The organism is Flavobacterium cerinum, from assembly GCF_024496085.1.
Lineage (GTDB): Bacteria > Bacteroidota > Bacteroidia > Flavobacteriales > Flavobacteriaceae > Flavobacterium > Flavobacterium cerinum_A.
On record NZ_CP101751.1, the window covers coordinates 2,463,940 to 2,478,273 of the forward strand.

19 protein-coding genes are annotated in these 14,334 nt (G+C 36.6%); 13 read left to right on the top strand and 6 right to left on the bottom strand.

Annotated features, from left to right (window positions below):
* Window positions 1-2: 2 nt before the first annotated feature.
* The 9 genes from NOX80_RS10990 to NOX80_RS11030 all read left to right on the top strand — a co-directional run bounded on the left by NOX80_RS10990 (window position 3) and on the right by NOX80_RS11030 (window position 5,423).
* A complete protein-coding gene (locus tag NOX80_RS10990) occupies window positions 3-920 on the top strand; it encodes a pentapeptide repeat-containing protein (protein ID WP_256549828.1) in 918 nt (305 codons plus the stop codon).
* Between the two features lie 8 nt (window positions 921-928).
* Entirely contained in the window at window positions 929-1,843 is a 915-nt protein-coding gene (locus NOX80_RS10995) for a pentapeptide repeat-containing protein (protein WP_256549829.1), read from the top strand.
* Window positions 1,844-1,851: 8 nt separating this feature from the next.
* Complete coding sequence (locus tag NOX80_RS11000; RefSeq protein ID WP_256549830.1) at window positions 1,852-2,766, top strand: pentapeptide repeat-containing protein; 915 nt, start codon at window positions 1,852-1,854, stop codon at window positions 2,764-2,766.
* Between the two features lie 8 nt (window positions 2,767-2,774).
* On the top strand, window positions 2,775-2,912 hold the full coding sequence (locus NOX80_RS11005; RefSeq protein WP_256549831.1) for a hypothetical protein: 138 nt from the start codon (window positions 2,775-2,777) through the stop codon (window positions 2,910-2,912).
* A gap of 88 nt (window positions 2,913-3,000) precedes the next feature.
* Complete coding sequence (locus tag NOX80_RS11010) at window positions 3,001-3,255, top strand: hypothetical protein (protein ID WP_256549832.1); 255 nt, start codon at window positions 3,001-3,003, stop codon at window positions 3,253-3,255.
* Between the two features lie 378 nt (window positions 3,256-3,633).
* The gene (locus NOX80_RS11015) at window positions 3,634-4,002 is read left to right on the top strand and encodes a hypothetical protein (RefSeq protein WP_256549833.1); all 369 of its coding nucleotides are present in this window, start codon (window positions 3,634-3,636) and stop codon (window positions 4,000-4,002) included.
* A gap of 115 nt (window positions 4,003-4,117) precedes the next feature.
* Window positions 4,118-4,498 carry a hypothetical protein gene (locus tag NOX80_RS11020; RefSeq protein ID WP_256549834.1) on the top strand — a complete coding sequence of 127 codons (381 nt, stop codon included), beginning with the start codon at window positions 4,118-4,120 and terminating at the stop codon, window positions 4,496-4,498.
* A 127-nt stretch (window positions 4,499-4,625) separates the two neighbouring features.
* Window positions 4,626-4,913 carry a hypothetical protein gene (locus tag NOX80_RS11025; protein WP_256549835.1) on the top strand — a complete coding sequence of 96 codons (288 nt, stop codon included), beginning with the start codon at window positions 4,626-4,628 and terminating at the stop codon, window positions 4,911-4,913.
* Between the two features lie 174 nt (window positions 4,914-5,087).
* Complete coding sequence (locus NOX80_RS11030) at window positions 5,088-5,423, top strand: DUF4844 domain-containing protein (protein ID WP_256549836.1); 336 nt, start codon at window positions 5,088-5,090, stop codon at window positions 5,421-5,423.
* 106 nt (window positions 5,424-5,529) lie between these two features.
* Here the strand turns inward: NOX80_RS11030 and mobC are convergent, their stop codons facing one another.
* The 5 genes from mobC to NOX80_RS11055 all read right to left on the bottom strand — a co-directional run bounded on the left by mobC (window position 5,530) and on the right by NOX80_RS11055 (window position 12,284).
* Window positions 5,530-7,521, bottom strand: a complete 1,992-nt coding sequence (mobC, locus tag NOX80_RS11035; RefSeq protein WP_256549837.1) for a conjugal transfer protein MobC — start codon at window positions 7,519-7,521, stop codon at window positions 5,530-5,532.
* 10 nt (window positions 7,522-7,531) lie between these two features.
* On the bottom strand, window positions 7,532-8,845 hold the full coding sequence (locus NOX80_RS11040; RefSeq protein WP_256549838.1) for a relaxase/mobilization nuclease domain-containing protein: 1,314 nt from the start codon (window positions 8,843-8,845) through the stop codon (window positions 7,532-7,534).
* Window positions 8,833-9,216 (bottom strand): plasmid mobilization protein, encoded by a 384-nt coding sequence (locus tag NOX80_RS11045; protein WP_256549839.1) that lies wholly within the window; start codon window positions 9,214-9,216, stop codon window positions 8,833-8,835. The genes NOX80_RS11040 and NOX80_RS11045 overlap by 13 nt, the downstream gene beginning before the upstream one ends.
* 207 nt (window positions 9,217-9,423) lie before the next feature.
* Complete coding sequence (locus tag NOX80_RS11050) at window positions 9,424-10,338, bottom strand: toprim domain-containing protein (RefSeq protein ID WP_256549840.1); 915 nt, start codon at window positions 10,336-10,338, stop codon at window positions 9,424-9,426.
* 92 nt (window positions 10,339-10,430) lie between these two features.
* Window positions 10,431-12,284: a KAP family NTPase gene (locus NOX80_RS11055; RefSeq protein WP_256549841.1), complete on the bottom strand. Its 1,854-nt coding sequence runs from the start codon at window positions 12,282-12,284 to the stop codon at window positions 10,431-10,433.
* Between the two features lie 112 nt (window positions 12,285-12,396).
* Between NOX80_RS11055 and NOX80_RS11060 the strand changes: the two genes are divergently transcribed.
* From NOX80_RS11060 to NOX80_RS11070, 3 genes are read left to right on the top strand one after another with little or no spacing between them, the layout of a single operon-like run.
* Window positions 12,397-12,564, top strand: a complete 168-nt coding sequence (locus NOX80_RS11060; RefSeq protein WP_256549842.1) for a hypothetical protein — start codon at window positions 12,397-12,399, stop codon at window positions 12,562-12,564.
* A gap of 7 nt (window positions 12,565-12,571) precedes the next feature.
* A complete protein-coding gene (locus NOX80_RS11065) occupies window positions 12,572-13,150 on the top strand; it encodes a conjugal transfer protein TraO (RefSeq protein WP_256549843.1) in 579 nt (192 codons plus the stop codon).
* Between the two features lie 33 nt (window positions 13,151-13,183).
* Window positions 13,184-13,591 carry a TraQ conjugal transfer family protein gene (locus tag NOX80_RS11070; protein WP_256549844.1) on the top strand — a complete coding sequence of 136 codons (408 nt, stop codon included), beginning with the start codon at window positions 13,184-13,186 and terminating at the stop codon, window positions 13,589-13,591.
* 66 nt (window positions 13,592-13,657) lie between these two features.
* Here NOX80_RS11070 and NOX80_RS11075 read toward each other — a convergent pair whose 3' ends face one another.
* Window positions 13,658-13,831, bottom strand: a complete 174-nt coding sequence (locus NOX80_RS11075) for a hypothetical protein (protein ID WP_256549845.1) — start codon at window positions 13,829-13,831, stop codon at window positions 13,658-13,660.
* 177 nt (window positions 13,832-14,008) lie between these two features.
* Between NOX80_RS11075 and NOX80_RS11080 the strand changes: the two genes are divergently transcribed.
* Complete coding sequence (locus NOX80_RS11080) at window positions 14,009-14,290, top strand: hypothetical protein (RefSeq protein WP_371926031.1); 282 nt, start codon at window positions 14,009-14,011, stop codon at window positions 14,288-14,290.
* The last annotated feature ends 44 nt before the right edge of the window (window positions 14,291-14,334 follow it).

Sequence of the window (14,334 nt, forward strand, 5' to 3'; positions counted from 1 at the left end):
ATATGGCAAAAAGTGCTTTGTTCAAACGTTGGGAAGCTGATAAGGATAGTGTTACTTGTCACGAAAAGATTGTTAAGAAACTACAATCCGGATCGATACTTTCTGAAACGGAGACACCATTTAAAGTGCTGGTTAATGGTTATTTGGATTATCGTGGGATACATATTGGTGGTCAGACCATTAAAAAGAACAAGTTAAAGAATATTGATTTTTCAGAAAGTTATTTTGCAGGTGCTTGGATTGAAAAGTCTGAGTTTATTAATTGCATCTTCGATAAAACCGATTTTACTGATTTTTCAGATCATGGAAATATTTTTAAAGATTCTCTTTTCCAGAATTGTAAATTTTCAAAAGCTGTTATTGGATATGATGGGACAAAATTTGAGAACTGTATTTTTAGAAACTGTGATTTTACCAGAACAAATCATATACGGACAGAATATAATAATTGTCAGTTTTTAAACTGTAAGCTTAAAGGCTTCGATTATGGTGCATCCTCGTTTGAAGATTGTGTTTTTGAGGGCAAAGTTGAAGATGTATGGTTCAGGGGAGGGTTTCAGCATCCAATTCAACTTTCGGAATTTGGAAAACCAAGACCTAACAAGATGAAAAATGTTTCTTTTGAGCATGCTGAGTTAATTGATCTTACGATTAGTGATAATTGTGATTTGTCAACTGTTAAGGTGCCAGATGATGGTAATTACCTACTACTTGGAAATTGGAAGACTAGGCTTGAAAGATTAGATTTTTGTTTAGAAAGTCTTACAGATAATGATAAGATAAGGTTACAACTTTTTATAGATGTTAAAAAACGATTTACACATAATCAAGATTGGATGATTCTTAATAAGGAAGAGCTGGAGAAACGTTATGGTTTAACTGTTGCCTTAGTTATTTTCAACGAGTTGTCTCATAACTAGATTGACTTATGAGTACAATTTTATTCAAACGTTGGGAAGCTGATAAGGATAGTGTTACTTGTCACGAAAAGATTGTTAAGAAACTACAATCCGGATCGATACTTTCTGAAACGGAGACACCATTTAAAGTGCTGGTTAACGGTTATCTGGATTTTAGAGGAATACATATAGGCGGGCTAGTTATTAAAAAGAATAAGTTGAAGAATATTGACTTTTCTGAGAGTTATTTTGCTGGAGCATGGATTGAAAAGACTGAGTTTATTGACTGTATCTTTGATAAAACTGATTTTACGAATTTTTCGGATCATGGTAATATCTTTAAGGGAGTACTATTTGAGCGTTGTAAGTTTACAAAAGCGGCGATGGGTTATAATGGTTCAAAGTACGAAAATTGTATTTTTAGGAACTGTGATTTTACACGTTCGGTTCATACTCGCACCGAATACAACAACTGCGAATTTATTAACTGCAAATTAAAAGGAATTGATTTTTCAGGTTCATCTTTCGAAGATTGTGTATTTGAAGGGAAAATTGAAGATGTTTGGTTTCGTGGAGGATTTCCATTGCAGTCAGATGATTCATACTTTGGAAAACCAAGACCAAACAAAATGAAAAATGTGTCTTTTGAACATGCGGAGTTAATTGATCTTGCGATTAGTGATAATTGTGATCTGTCGACAATTAAAATGCCTCTTGAAGGAAACTATCTTTTGTTGGATGATTGGAGAGAGCGACTTTCTAAACTCGAAAAAAATGGGAAAGAATTATTGCAGAATGATAGAAAGGAATTTGAGTTGTTTATTACGGTTAGGAAAGTTCATGCTGCCAAACAGGATTGGATGATTCTTAACAGAGACGATTTGGAAAGGGAGCATGGGCTAACCGTTGCATTAGTAATTTTTAACGAGTTGTCTCATAACTAAATTGACTTATGAGTACAATTTTATTTAAACGTTGGGAAGCTAGTAAAGATAGTGTCGCTTGTCATAAGAAGATTGTAAAGAAATTACAATCGGGATCGACACTTTCTGAGAAGGAAACTATTTTTAAAGAACGGATTAACGGTTATTTGGATTATCGTGGAATACATATTGGTGGTCAGACCATTAAAAAGAACAAGTTAAAGAATATTGATTTTTCAGAAAGTTATTTTGCAGGTGCTTGGATAGAAAAGTCTGAGTTTATTAATTGCATCTTTGATAAAACCGATTTTACGAATTTTTCGGATCATGGTAATATCTTTAAAGGTGTATTATTTGAGCGCTGTAAGTTTACAAAAGCCGCAATGGGCTATAATGGTTCAAAGTTTGAAAACTGTATTTTTAGAAACTGCGATTTTACAAGGTCGGTTCATGCTCGTGCCGAATACAATAATTGTGAGTTTATTAACTGTAAATTAAAAGGGATAGATTTTTCAGGTTCATCTTTCGAAGATTGTGTTTTTGAGGGAAAAGTTGAAGATGTTTGGTTTCGTGGTGGGTTTCCATCACAACTTGAAATTGAAGATTTCGGTAGACCAAGACCTAACAAAATGAAAAATGTGTCTTTTGAGCATGCTGAGTTAATTGATCTTACGATTAGTGATAATTGTGATTTGTCAACTGTCAAGGTGCCGAACGATTGTAATTACCTGAGACTTGATAATTGGAAGGCTAGACTCGAAAGACTAGATTCTTGTCTAGCTAGTCTTACAGACGATGATAAAAAAGGATTGCAGCTTTTTATAGATGTTAACGAACGCTTTACACATAATCAAGATTGGATGATTCTTAATAGAGAAGAGTTGGAGAAACGTTATGGTTTAACTGTTGCCTTAGTGATTTTTAACGAGTTGTCTCATAACTAGATTGATTTATGATTACAATTCTATTCAAACGTTGGAAGGCTGATAAGAATAGTGTTGCTTGTCACAAAAACAAAACTACGATTACAAAGGACGATTTAATGGAATTCTTTTCGTGTCTGGAACAAGGAAGCGAATTAACAAATTAAAAATTAACATGTTCGTACACGAGGTTTGATGCTGGCAATATAATCAGTCCTGAAAACATTATTAAGTAATCTAAAATATTGATTTTCTATGATAAATACCTTTGTGATTACCACAAAATATGTGATCGATAACAAATCGCCCGTGTTAACTGTATACAAAGATGAGGATGGGGACTGGCAATTTTTTGGAGGTGAGATAGATATTTTAGAAGAAGACGCGAGCGTAGTAAGTTTGGTAGAGATGCTTAATCTAGATCCAAGCTTAGGAAATATTCTATGGATAGGTAATGGAATGAAAGCTACAAGAGCGTCTATCAGTGATGAGTGGGTTACCCACGTCTAACTTTGTTCAAAGTATTAACTTGATTAAAAACATGTATTGATTTTAGGTAAAAATGGAAATGATATTAGAAGTCGTGATTGTATTGCTTTTTAGGTATCCAGGAGCTTTTATAAGGTGGAAATTTCTTAATAAGCGAAGAACATTTGGTTCGTTGTTAAAAGACGATCCGTATATAAATGCTACATTGTCAATCGCAATATTAGGTGGAATTGCACTTTTAATTAGTTATATCTTTAAATTCCGCATATGACGTATTAGTTGAAAAGTATATGACTTTCTATAGCAATAATTTTGACGTTTTTTACTTGTAAGAGTATAATAACATAATCTATTTAATTAATAATGAAACCTAGTGTAATTATAAAATACATTTTTTTCGTGATAACCTTCAATGTAGTACATCTACAAGGGCAAGAAATTAATTGTAAAAAATTCCATGTTGGTAAATTTAGACATGTATCCGATGTGTCAGGAACTACTCAGATTGTAAGGACAAAAAATACTCAAACTGAAGTAAATGAAAAATTGAAAGTTAAAGTGGTTTATGATATCCGATGGATTGATGATTGTACTTATGAAATTAGTAATAGACGAATAATTTCAGAAAAAAATAAAACGGATAAAGATGAGATGAATTTTATATTGAATGTGAAAATTCTCAGATCCGAAGGAAATAAAGTTTTCGTTTCCTATACTTCTAATTTTTCAGATGATGTCTATGAAGGGATAATGTACAAGGATGATTAAGGAAAATTGAAACAGAATATAAATACACCGAGGAAGAAATAATTTCTTTAGAACAGGCCTACACTGATTTTATTTTTGGGGGAGTAATATTGATGTTTTATATCGCTTAAATCTTATGAAAGAAAATACTTTTGACGAATTAGTAACCCTAATGATTTATCAAGCCAAGGCTTTTTTGGAGGAGACTAGAGAGTTTTTTCCTTATGCTTCCGTACTGACAACTAGGAATACTTTGGAAACCGTTGGTATTATGAATAGTGATGACGAGAATTTTGATGCTATTAAAGCTATCGTCATCTTTAAAAGTAAGATTGCTGAACAGATTAAAAGTGGTGAAATCTTTATTGGGGCGATTGGTATAGGTGTTACTATTTCTGAAACTAATCAGAATGCTCTAATGATCAAAGCAAGTGATAATGGGGTTAGATGGCATGAGCGAAGCTATCCGTATTACTTTTCAGAAGGAAAAGTCATCTTTAACGATAACATTTCATAGGGAAACCGAGTACTTTCTAGTAAAATCCTTTCTCGATGAAGGTGAAAAAAATGGACAAAGGACATTTGAGGAAAGTTGTATGGAACATAATTATCAAGAATAGGAATCGAATTAAACAGTATCATCTATGAAAAAACTTATATATAAATATTCCGAGACTCCGGATGGATTATTCAAGAGACTATTTATCACTTTCACTTTCGGATATATTCCCTTTGGCATCTTTCAGGCCATATTGAATATGATGGGAGTGTGGCCGTTGAGTTTCAATGACCGGAACTATTACGGAATGTTATCGGCTGTAGTTATTCTATGTAGTGTGCCTTTGTTCGCACTGTTACTTACCGTCATTGTATGGTTCTATTTTATGATAGGTATCCTGATGATGAAAGTTGCCAGAACTTTTCTGAATTAGCCAATTTAAAGAGATCTAAATTATCCGTTATTGTATAGCGGAATTAGCTTACTACACTCTATTTATTTGATTGTGGACGGGGCATTCTGTGCCTTGTCCACATAACAAATGAGCAAAGTATTATATCGATTTGCCACAGATAATAACAATTTTACCAAACCTAAATTTTAGATTATGCCATACCGATTAGTTAAGGAGAAACTGGTTATTTTTCGCATGGAAAGAAAGTTCGAGGTACCAATGTCGATTTATTATCCGGGAGCGGATAACGAATCGGTCAGAAAGGAATTAAGTAATATATTGGATCACAGCATTAGGGAAGTGTATTCAAAAGTAGATCAGGGAATCGTAACGATGGAACTTATGAGCATTGTTCATAAGACACTTTCAAAATTTGATTGCTTTCACTTGGACGAGCATGATTTTGTTGTTGTTCGCCAATACCTAAACAGACTTATTTTGATTGTCGAGTGGGACTGTAATGCTGATGAAGTGGAACATTTAATATAAAGATATCAAAAGCATCCGCAAGGTTTAAGCGGATTTTTACTTCACTCAACTATTTGGTTGTAGAACAGGGCAGAGGTGCCCTGTTCTCTTTTTAGAAATTTTTGATCTACTTGCGTATGATAAGGTGAGCTAGAGCCGGGTCACCAAGTAGCCGCTCAAATTCGGAATTCACAATATCTTTAATATCCTCCTTAATCTGTAAATAGTTTCGCTGAACCATTTTCATATCGACCTGTCTAATAACTGGTATTTCTTTATACTCCTTTTCTTCCCTTTGTATTGCTTCGAAATCATTCTGTATTTGGCAGTGGAAAGCTTTAAGTTCAATTTTCTGACTAGGTGTGTCTGCTATCATGCCTACGAACTCCCCGGAACTAAGTGCGGAGATTTTCGAAGCCGGAACAGCATAATCCAATTGTTTGCTTTTACTGATCGAGGTATCACCACTGTTTATAGATAGGCTTTCCCGTTGCTGCATAATCTTTCCTATGCGTTCTGAAAGCTGCTTCGCACTATCACCGGTTACCTGACCGGAAATAATATTTCCAACGGTATTGGTTATCACATCGGCCTGTTCCCGCCCGTAATCCTTTCGCAATTGACTTGCATCCTGAATGCCCAGACAGACTGAAATCAAATTACTTCTTCCAGTCACTATCGTCGGAATGATATCAGTCGTTAAGGTTGGAAATTCATCAAAAACGAGCATGCTCTTTAGCTTGTTTTTCTGATTGACGACCTTTAGCATACGGTTAACGTAAAGAGAAAGAACAGCCCCATAAGTTTGAATTTTTTGTGGATTATTACCCATACAAATGACTTTTGGATTTTCAGGATTGTTAAGGTCGATACTGAAATCATTCCCCGATAATACGTAATACAACTGCGGTGACGCCAATCTTGCCAGCGCTATTTTGGCACTTGCGATCTGTCCTTCCAACTGTTCCATTACATCGTTTAGGTAAGCGTTAACAAATGGGTTGATAAGCACCTCGATTTCCTTCTCAGTCCGTAGTAATGTGAATAGTTCGTCATAAGGTAACTGTATCAATTCAATCACATGAGGAAGCGTGCAGAATAAACCGTTTTGGTATTTTCTCAAGAACCAAATGATTGCCGTTACAAAGTTGATGGCACTCTCGACAAAAAATTCGCCGGTTTTCTTTTGCCATTCGCGGTTTAAACCTAGTAGGATGGTTCGTGCGCTCTCAGTAGCATCTGTAATATCTGTCATTCCAAGCGGATCGAAAACATTGCCCCTGTGTGAGCGTGAAAGGTCGTCAAAGTTGATGAAAATACATTCTGAATTACCTTTGTATCTGTGCTTATTCTTTAGCCAATGGTTATAGGCAATTAGCGAGAGATCTGGAAATTTAAAGTCATATACAAAAAGTGTGTACGGATCGGGTTTTGCTAATGCCTGTGTAATAAAATGTCTGATCACAAAAGCGGATTTCCCGGCTCCAGGACTTCCCGAAACAATTGTTGCCCGAACGGGAGAAATTATATTAATCCACGAGTTACGATATTTGTTTTTAAGCCTATACCTTGCAGGCAGGTTAATGGATAGCTCGTTTTCGAGCAATCGCTCTTCCTGTGGAAATGTTTCGGCTTCCGAGTTGAAAATATCATTGTTGTTAAAACTACTTTTAATAATCCTTGAAAGGAGTGTTCCACCAGAGAGTATCAACAGATACCCCAATGTTGTAAGGACAATATAGGTTGTTGCAGAAATAACGACATTGCTATCGATATACAGTGAAAAGTAACTGATAAAGTAAACAAACAATCCGCAAATTATATAAGCAAAAGCCACTTTGTAATTGAGCTTGTCATCTTTTCTGCCCTTTGCGCCAAGTAGCGAAATCAAAAGAAATCCAAGGGCAAAAAACTTTGCCCTGTGAAATGTCTCAAGTATACCCGTCCTGAAAATATTTCCGAGTATCTTGTCTGAAAAAGGGCTGACTATTCCCAAGGTTCTAAATGCGGCATAGCAGAAATAATAGTAGTGTATCGAGAGTATGACCACGCTGATCAGTCTGGTCATGTCCAATATCTTACGTAATGCCTGTTCATTTTCTCCGGTCTGATGTGCCATAGTATAAGATTTAAAGACTTGTATTGTTATTATTATTGTTCCTGCGTTTCTTTTTTCTCCTTTTCTTTTTAAGGCTGTTGGGTAGGTAATCGGAAACATTCTCGGTATCCAGCAGGGCATCTAATACGCTTTCATTGCCGGAGTGTTCCTTTTCCGGTAATTCATTTTCGATCTGTACTGGTAAAGTGTTTTTTTGGGAAGTGGTTTCCGGGATAATTTTCAATGGTTCCTTTGGTGGAGTATTAGGATTGTTGCCGGTGGCAAACTGTTTTTTCTGGCAGCGTTCCAGTATGGCTTTGGCGCTATAATTTTTACCGAGAGAACTGCCGTTGAAAACCGATTTTGAGGTGTGGTCAACAAATGTGATCCCGTAGATCCTACCGTCTTCATTCTGTCTCAGTACGGTGTAGATACCCTGTGTGATCAGTTCCTCCTTCAGCTTTTGGATGTCTGCCGGTTTGCCATTGAGTACTTTATCAATAGTATTCTTGATCCTGGCCTTAAACCGAGCTCTTTTTCCACTGTTTTCGGTAAAGAGTTTCTCGAGATGTGAAAGTGTAGGTTTGTTGTAGAAGTCACTTGCCTTGATCGGGACCCCGACGGGTTTCCGGTCGTCATCGAGTATCCTATATACCATGCCATTTGCCTTGAATGTGCGTGAATTTTCATTGCCCCGGTCTGCCAGTATATTGTATTGGTTCAGTACCGCATTAAGTTCGTTCAGTGTGGTGAAATTGTACGACGATAATACTTTGTCCAGTACGTTTGAAATCGCTTTTTTGGACGGTATCAGACCATAACGAACCTTTACCGTGTTAACCGGTTCCAGGGTGTAGATAGGTTTATTGTTCCTTCCATCGGCCACGACCAAATCATGTTTTTTTTCAATCGCTCTTCGGGCAATTTCCGATTGGTTTTTGCCAATATTCTGCATGTCGATACGTGAGCCGTCGGCACGAACCTTTACCGAGACAATATGGATATGTGGATGGCCGGCGTCCCAGTGCTGATAGACAAGATAGGGCTGTTTTCCAAAGCCTATTCTTTCCATATAATCATGGGCGATTTCCATCATTTTATCTGTTGTCAAGTGGCTTTCCGACGGGTCGAAATTGAGAGATATGTGAACGCTGTTTCGCTTACATTTTTCATTCAGTTCAGCCTGCTTTAGCAACCGGTTCAGCTTCATAGTGAGGCTCATTTCCGATGCATCCATCGGGTAGTTTGCTTCACCTATGAATTCTGCTACACCATCCTTTACCTTGTTCTCATTGTAGTTAAAAATCCGATGGATGGAATGTCCGGTCTTAATTATTGCAACCATCTTTCGGCGAATTTTTGGATAATTGTTCTGATCTCTTCCATCTTGTTGAAAAGGGTATTCTTTTCGATGTCGTAGGCCATCAGCCAAGTTCTGAAATCGGTAATCGTACTTAGCGTATGCAATTTTTTTACCGACTGGTTGTAGTTGTTCGCGATCCGGTTGAGTTCAAAACGAAGTGCTATCATTTCGGTCATAAAATCATCAAGTGATCTATCACGGTAACTCTTGATAATAGGACGATCAAGAAGCTTTGTTCGACAATATTCACTCAGCTTTCTGCATGTAGATGCTTTAAAATGACCCTGAATTATCAAATTTTCTTGTTCTGAGAGCCTTATATGTAACCATTTTGTTTTTGTTTGTTCTTCCATCTTCATCTTCCATTTTCATTATTTCAAACATCATTTTATCTTAATAAAGGCAAAGCCCACGAGTTTCGAGTGATAGGGCTTAAAAAGGCGGTTGTGATACAACCGGACATCTGGCCGTTTGCAGGAACGTGGCAAACTACTGGAGTCTGCTGTTAAGCTTTAGAGAATTCTTTTAAGTTTTTAGTTACTGCCAATGAGTGAGAACAGTTAGAGACTTCGCTTAGTCCTTGGAGGTTTTGGACGGCTTTGGAGGTTTGGATTTTCCTTGCGGATATGCCAGTCGTTGAAGTCTTTGAAGCCATCGTAAAGGTTACTGTTGTCCCGGAAGGTTGCGTCAATTTCCATAGCTTTTAAGGTGGCTTGGCGACCGGCATTGTCACGATCAAGATATAGGTTCTTGATCTCATACCTATACATAACCGGCAATGCACGCTCAAAAAAAGATAGGGAATTTAGGATAAGATAATCACTTGAAAGAGACTGTTCGCCCTTAAAGCTTACGAATGAAAGGAAATCCATGTAGCCTTCAAAAACAGACAGGTTTTCGCTGCCATTTTTTATTAACGTGTAGTCTTTTGGGGAGCTGCTGGTCTTGTAAAAACTATTCCTAATTTCCCAACCGTTTGAGTTGTTTCTAAAACCAATTCCGAAGTATTTTTTACCGGCCAGATTAAAGTGTACCTGACTACAAAACAGGTCTGCTATATCCAGGTCAATCCTTCTTTCGCGGAGGTATTTTAAAAGAGAAGGGGAGGTAAGTCTGGAGACCTGTTCAATGATAATTTTAGGATCTTCAGGAGCAACTTTTTTGGGACTGATTTTAGGTCGCTTCTGAATAGAATTGGGGCCATTTAAGATGTCTAAAAATTCAGCTACCGAACATTTAAAGTATGCAATGCCAAAATCGACAAGGTTACCACCTTTGCCTATGCCATGATCATACCAAACATTGAGCCGTGAATTGATTTTGAAAGATGCCGAGTCTTCATCCCTTAGAGGTGAAAGGTACCAATGATCATTTCCTCGAACCTTAACGACTTGATGTCCTATAGATGCCAAATATTGAACCATGTCAATCTGTTTGGCCTTTTCAATTGTAAATTTTTCTTTTCCGGTCTCCATTCCCAATACATCCTTTACATTATCCGATGTACTAAGTTAGGAAGCCTTTAAAGAAAAAACATAACCCCATCAAATTATGATGGGGAATTAGTTTATCTTGGTGTACCCATCATTTTGTTTTCCAAGGCATTTAAAACCTCACCTATTTCATTAAGTAATATTAATAATAGGTGGTGCCTTAGTGGTTCAAGGTGCTTCTCTTCTTTTAAATAACTTTTTAGTTTTGTCCCTAGTATTTCAAAGCTTTCCACTTCGCTATGCAAGGATTTATGAATATCTGTACGATGGTAACGATGAGGTAAGATAGAACTTAAATCGCATAGCATAGCATTATTTGTTTTTAAAATAGCGTCGAATAATAGATTCTGGTCAACGGAGTTAAAGAAAGGATAGATTGTATTTACAATTTGATCTCCAACCATCTTTAAACGGTGCTGGTCATTTTGGTTGAGAGCTCCGATCAATTGTACACCCAAGCCTAAGTAGTTTTGTTCTTGCGTTTTATAATGATAATCCTGGACAAGTTTTTTAAATTCTTCGATATGTTCAGGACTTATAAAAGCCATTAAGTTGTTTAATTGGTTATCATCCAATTCTTTACGAAGAATAGCAATTTCAAGACCTTTTTTAAGACCTGCCTTCACATTTTCTACAGTTTCGGTGATTAAATTATTAAGTGAAAAATGGTGATAATGATTTAGAATGTGGGGATAATCATAGATGGAATAATTCCCCAGTAAAGCATTTTCCCACACAGTTGAGGTCAACCTGTCAAATTCTTTTTGCTCTAGCCATTTGTACTTACCCTCCATGATTTTTTGCAAATCCTTTTGTTCTTGAGTAACAACAATTTTTTTTCGTCCTTCGATTTCATTTTTAAACCTTTCTGCATTGAAATAGCCGGAGAGGATCAGGCTGTAGATCGAAGGATAGAAGTAGTAGTAGTCAATTCGGCCTGTCAGAAATTTAAGGTAAAATACTTCTTCATAAGGTTTTTCGATATGCGGTTCTATCTCTTCCCGTTTTTTCTTCTGGTCAAGAGCGACTTTACTTATACGCGACCTTTCATAAGATTTGTTTAGCCTGTCTAGTTTTTTACGGTCTTTATAATCCGTTGATTTTAGATTACCTGCCTTATATTCTATTGAAATGATTGTCGAGAAAAAGATGATCTCTTTTTGGATATCTCCCTTCTCGTTGCTGAATACCGGAAAAAGTTTTTGAAGGCAATCCATGATAAAGGAAATATTACGAAGATTTGTTTCATTAACTAATTGCAATGTTTTTATGAAAAGTTCCTTTTCTGTGTGGAGATATTGGTAGAAATCATGGTTATCATTTTTGTATTTCAACAAAAGTTGCGGAATGAGTTCTGGCAGGCTTGGTTCAAAGTTTAACGTGTAGCGAATAATCTTTTCTTTGACCTTTTGGTATTCGATGTCATTGAACCTGCTTTCATCTGCAAGAAATAGTACTTTAGCCTGTTTGTGTTCTATAAAGTTGTTGATAAAGCCAAGAACTTCACCTATTGGAATCTGACATCTTTCGAGGTCATCAAAGCATATTAGCTTATCCGTGAAATTGAGATTGTTGGCTACAATACCATTTACGAAGTCTGAAAATTTAGAGCCTGTCAGGCTTGTCAAAACTGTGTCGAAGCCATTACTAATGAGCTTAAATACTGATCTTAGCCTTCCTGTTTCTTTTTGAGAAATAAATGGCATCATGCCGAGCATGATCTGGTACTCTATGGTTTCAATTTTCGCAACACCATTAAGTGATATATAGATGGGTTTAAGGGAATTTCGTAAAACGATCGGTTGGAGTTTCTGTTTCCAAAAATAGGTTTTCCCACTTCCCCAAGGACTATTCAATAATAATGCATATTGAGTTTCATTCTCAATCAGGTAGTCACCAAAGATATTCTCTATATGTTCTGCGTTCATTTTTTGAGCGAATAATCAGTTTCCCAAAAATAGCCAAAAGCAATCTGTTTGATTGTTAAATCCCCATCATATTTTGATTAGGAAACTTTCATCAACTAAAGTTAATTTTGTCATGGCAAAGGCCACAGTAGGAAATAAAGTGAGGAGGATAATGATGGCGAACAATTACCATTCTATAGAAAACCGGAAATTCTTTAACCGGTTCCCATATGGGGAAACAAAACAAATTCAATTGACCACAACAGTGTTAGACAACCTCGAAGGTTTAACGATTAAATAAAAATCAGATGAAAAAGTACATGAAGTATGTGCTGCTGGCTTTATTGTCAGCGGCTAACGTAGCGTATGCGCAACGTTTTGAAAAGGGGCAGATCGGGATCGAAGTTAGGGGCGGTTTGGCCAACGGTTATTTCTTTAGCAAGTACCAAGATCCTTCCTTTTTTGGTGGCATTGCTGCCAATATTTACACTGGTATCGATAGCAAATGGGTAGTGGGTGGCGAATTTTACCACAAAAGTTATGATTACCAAAATAGTAGTATCAAACTGGCACAGTTTACAGGCGAAGTAGGTCATTATTTTCCAATTGTTTTCGATTGCAAACAGAACTTGGTGATCTCTGCCGGGGTAAGTGCTATTGCCGGATATGAACGACTGAATTGGGGCGAACATTTGCTTTACGATTATGCAGTTCTGCTGAACAAGGATAAGTTCATCTACGGCGGAGCAGCAACATTGGAAGTAGAATTTTTTCCGTCTGATAAGCTGATCGTTTTTGCTACCGGTAGGGAACGTCTGCTGTTTCGTGCGCATGATAAGTTTAATTCACAGGTTGGGGTAGGAGTTAGGTTTTTAATTAACAGATAGGAGAAAAGAGAAATGAAAAAAATATTATTGGTATTGGTAGCAGTTTTCGCTATTGCCGTTAGCGGTTGCAATAAAAATGAATTAGATATAACCAGGGGATACGATTTCTCTCTTGTGATGAGAGAACTACCATTCAAGTTAATGAGATACAGTTCTACGGATGTACGTTTGCGCATTAATCCAGATGGACTTTATCCGGATACAAAATATACGATGTCCTTTGTTCAGTATACAGGAAACGGAACATTACAGAACGAAGGCGGAGAATTTCTTGCGCCCAATGTAATCTATGATCTTGAAAATAAAATCTTTGTCTTAAAATATACTTCCTATGGTGTTGATGACCATTTTTTTGAAATCACGATCAGGGATAATTTTGGCCATGTAAAAAAACAGAAAGTCAAGATGTTAAATGACGATAGTGTGGATTGGGTAAAGTAAATTTTTAACTTGATAAAAAAAGGTAGGATATTATAAAAGCATCCTACCTTTTTAGTTTAAGGGATTCTATTTAGACTTCTTCGCCTTTTGTATTTGTACACTTCTATTATCCAATACAGCTTTGCGTGCTTTACTTATGCCTGATGTGCCACGGTTCGGATTAGGTTGGTCAGCCTTAATGTTCGGTTTTCTAATTGGTGCAGATGGGGCAATCTTTGGTTTGGTTGTCTTCTTTTCCATAGGTCATGATTTTAGAGTTGTTAATGTAAAAATACATGTTATTGAGTTACAGTGTGATACCAGCATAGTCTTTTTTCTGTAGTTGCAGTTGAATTCCCCGTTAAATTATGCTTAGGGTTGGCATTGATTTAAGGTTTAAATTTGTATTTATTGTTAAACGTATTAAAGTAAATGATTATGAATGTGAACGATGTTGCAAAAGTTTTTGATACGATTTTGAGCATACCAGGTATGGGCGAAGTGGTGAAGGTGGATATGAAGATGAGCAGGAAGAATGTATTGCTCTTGAACCAGGTAATTGAGTTGGGTATAGCGGCTAAGGCTGATGATAAATCCGGGCTGCTTGGAAGCGTTCCCGCAGAAGATCTCGTCGAACTGAGAAATCTTGCAGGGGATTGTTTGACCAAAGCAGGTCTGAACGAATTAAACGAGAAACTTAAGGTACTAGGAGCAAAATAATCTAATTGGAAAGCTGAATGGAAATTCAGCTTTTTTAGTTAGTT

What these genes read in the sequence shown, in the direction of transcription:
- NOX80_RS10995 (WP_256549829.1), top strand. Translation starts at nt 929, where the DNA reads ATGAGTACAATTTTATTCAAACGTTGGGAAGCTGATAAGGATAGTGTT.
- NOX80_RS11045 (WP_256549839.1), bottom strand. Translation starts at nt 9,216, where the DNA reads ATGGAAGAACAAACAAAAACAAAATGGTTACATATAAGGCTCTCAGAA.
- NOX80_RS10990 (WP_256549828.1), top strand. Translation starts at nt 3, where the DNA reads ATGGCAAAAAGTGCTTTGTTCAAACGTTGGGAAGCTGATAAGGATAGT.
- NOX80_RS11050 (WP_256549840.1), bottom strand. Translation starts at nt 10,338, where the DNA reads ATGGAGACCGGAAAAGAAAAATTTACAATTGAAAAGGCCAAACAGATT.
- NOX80_RS11005 (WP_256549831.1), top strand. Translation starts at nt 2,775, where the DNA reads ATGATTACAATTCTATTCAAACGTTGGAAGGCTGATAAGAATAGTGTT.
- NOX80_RS11010 (WP_256549832.1), top strand. Translation starts at nt 3,001, where the DNA reads ATGATAAATACCTTTGTGATTACCACAAAATATGTGATCGATAACAAA.
- NOX80_RS11020 (WP_256549834.1), top strand. Translation starts at nt 4,118, where the DNA reads ATGAAAGAAAATACTTTTGACGAATTAGTAACCCTAATGATTTATCAA.
- NOX80_RS11065 (WP_256549843.1), top strand. Translation starts at nt 12,572, where the DNA reads ATGAAAAAGTACATGAAGTATGTGCTGCTGGCTTTATTGTCAGCGGCT.
- NOX80_RS11055 (WP_256549841.1), bottom strand. Translation starts at nt 12,284, where the DNA reads ATGAACGCAGAACATATAGAGAATATCTTTGGTGACTACCTGATTGAG.
- NOX80_RS11060 (WP_256549842.1), top strand. Translation starts at nt 12,397, where the DNA reads ATGGCAAAGGCCACAGTAGGAAATAAAGTGAGGAGGATAATGATGGCG.
- NOX80_RS11030 (WP_256549836.1), top strand. Translation starts at nt 5,088, where the DNA reads ATGCCATACCGATTAGTTAAGGAGAAACTGGTTATTTTTCGCATGGAA.
- NOX80_RS11040 (WP_256549838.1), bottom strand. Translation starts at nt 8,845, where the DNA reads ATGGTTGCAATAATTAAGACCGGACATTCCATCCATCGGATTTTTAAC.
- NOX80_RS11000 (WP_256549830.1), top strand. Translation starts at nt 1,852, where the DNA reads ATGAGTACAATTTTATTTAAACGTTGGGAAGCTAGTAAAGATAGTGTC.
- NOX80_RS11075 (WP_256549845.1), bottom strand. Translation starts at nt 13,831, where the DNA reads ATGGAAAAGAAGACAACCAAACCAAAGATTGCCCCATCTGCACCAATT.
- NOX80_RS11080 (WP_371926031.1), top strand. Translation starts at nt 14,009, where the DNA reads ATGAATGTGAACGATGTTGCAAAAGTTTTTGATACGATTTTGAGCATA.
- mobC (WP_256549837.1), bottom strand. Translation starts at nt 7,521, where the DNA reads ATGGCACATCAGACCGGAGAAAATGAACAGGCATTACGTAAGATATTG.
- NOX80_RS11025 (WP_256549835.1), top strand. Translation starts at nt 4,626, where the DNA reads ATGAAAAAACTTATATATAAATATTCCGAGACTCCGGATGGATTATTC.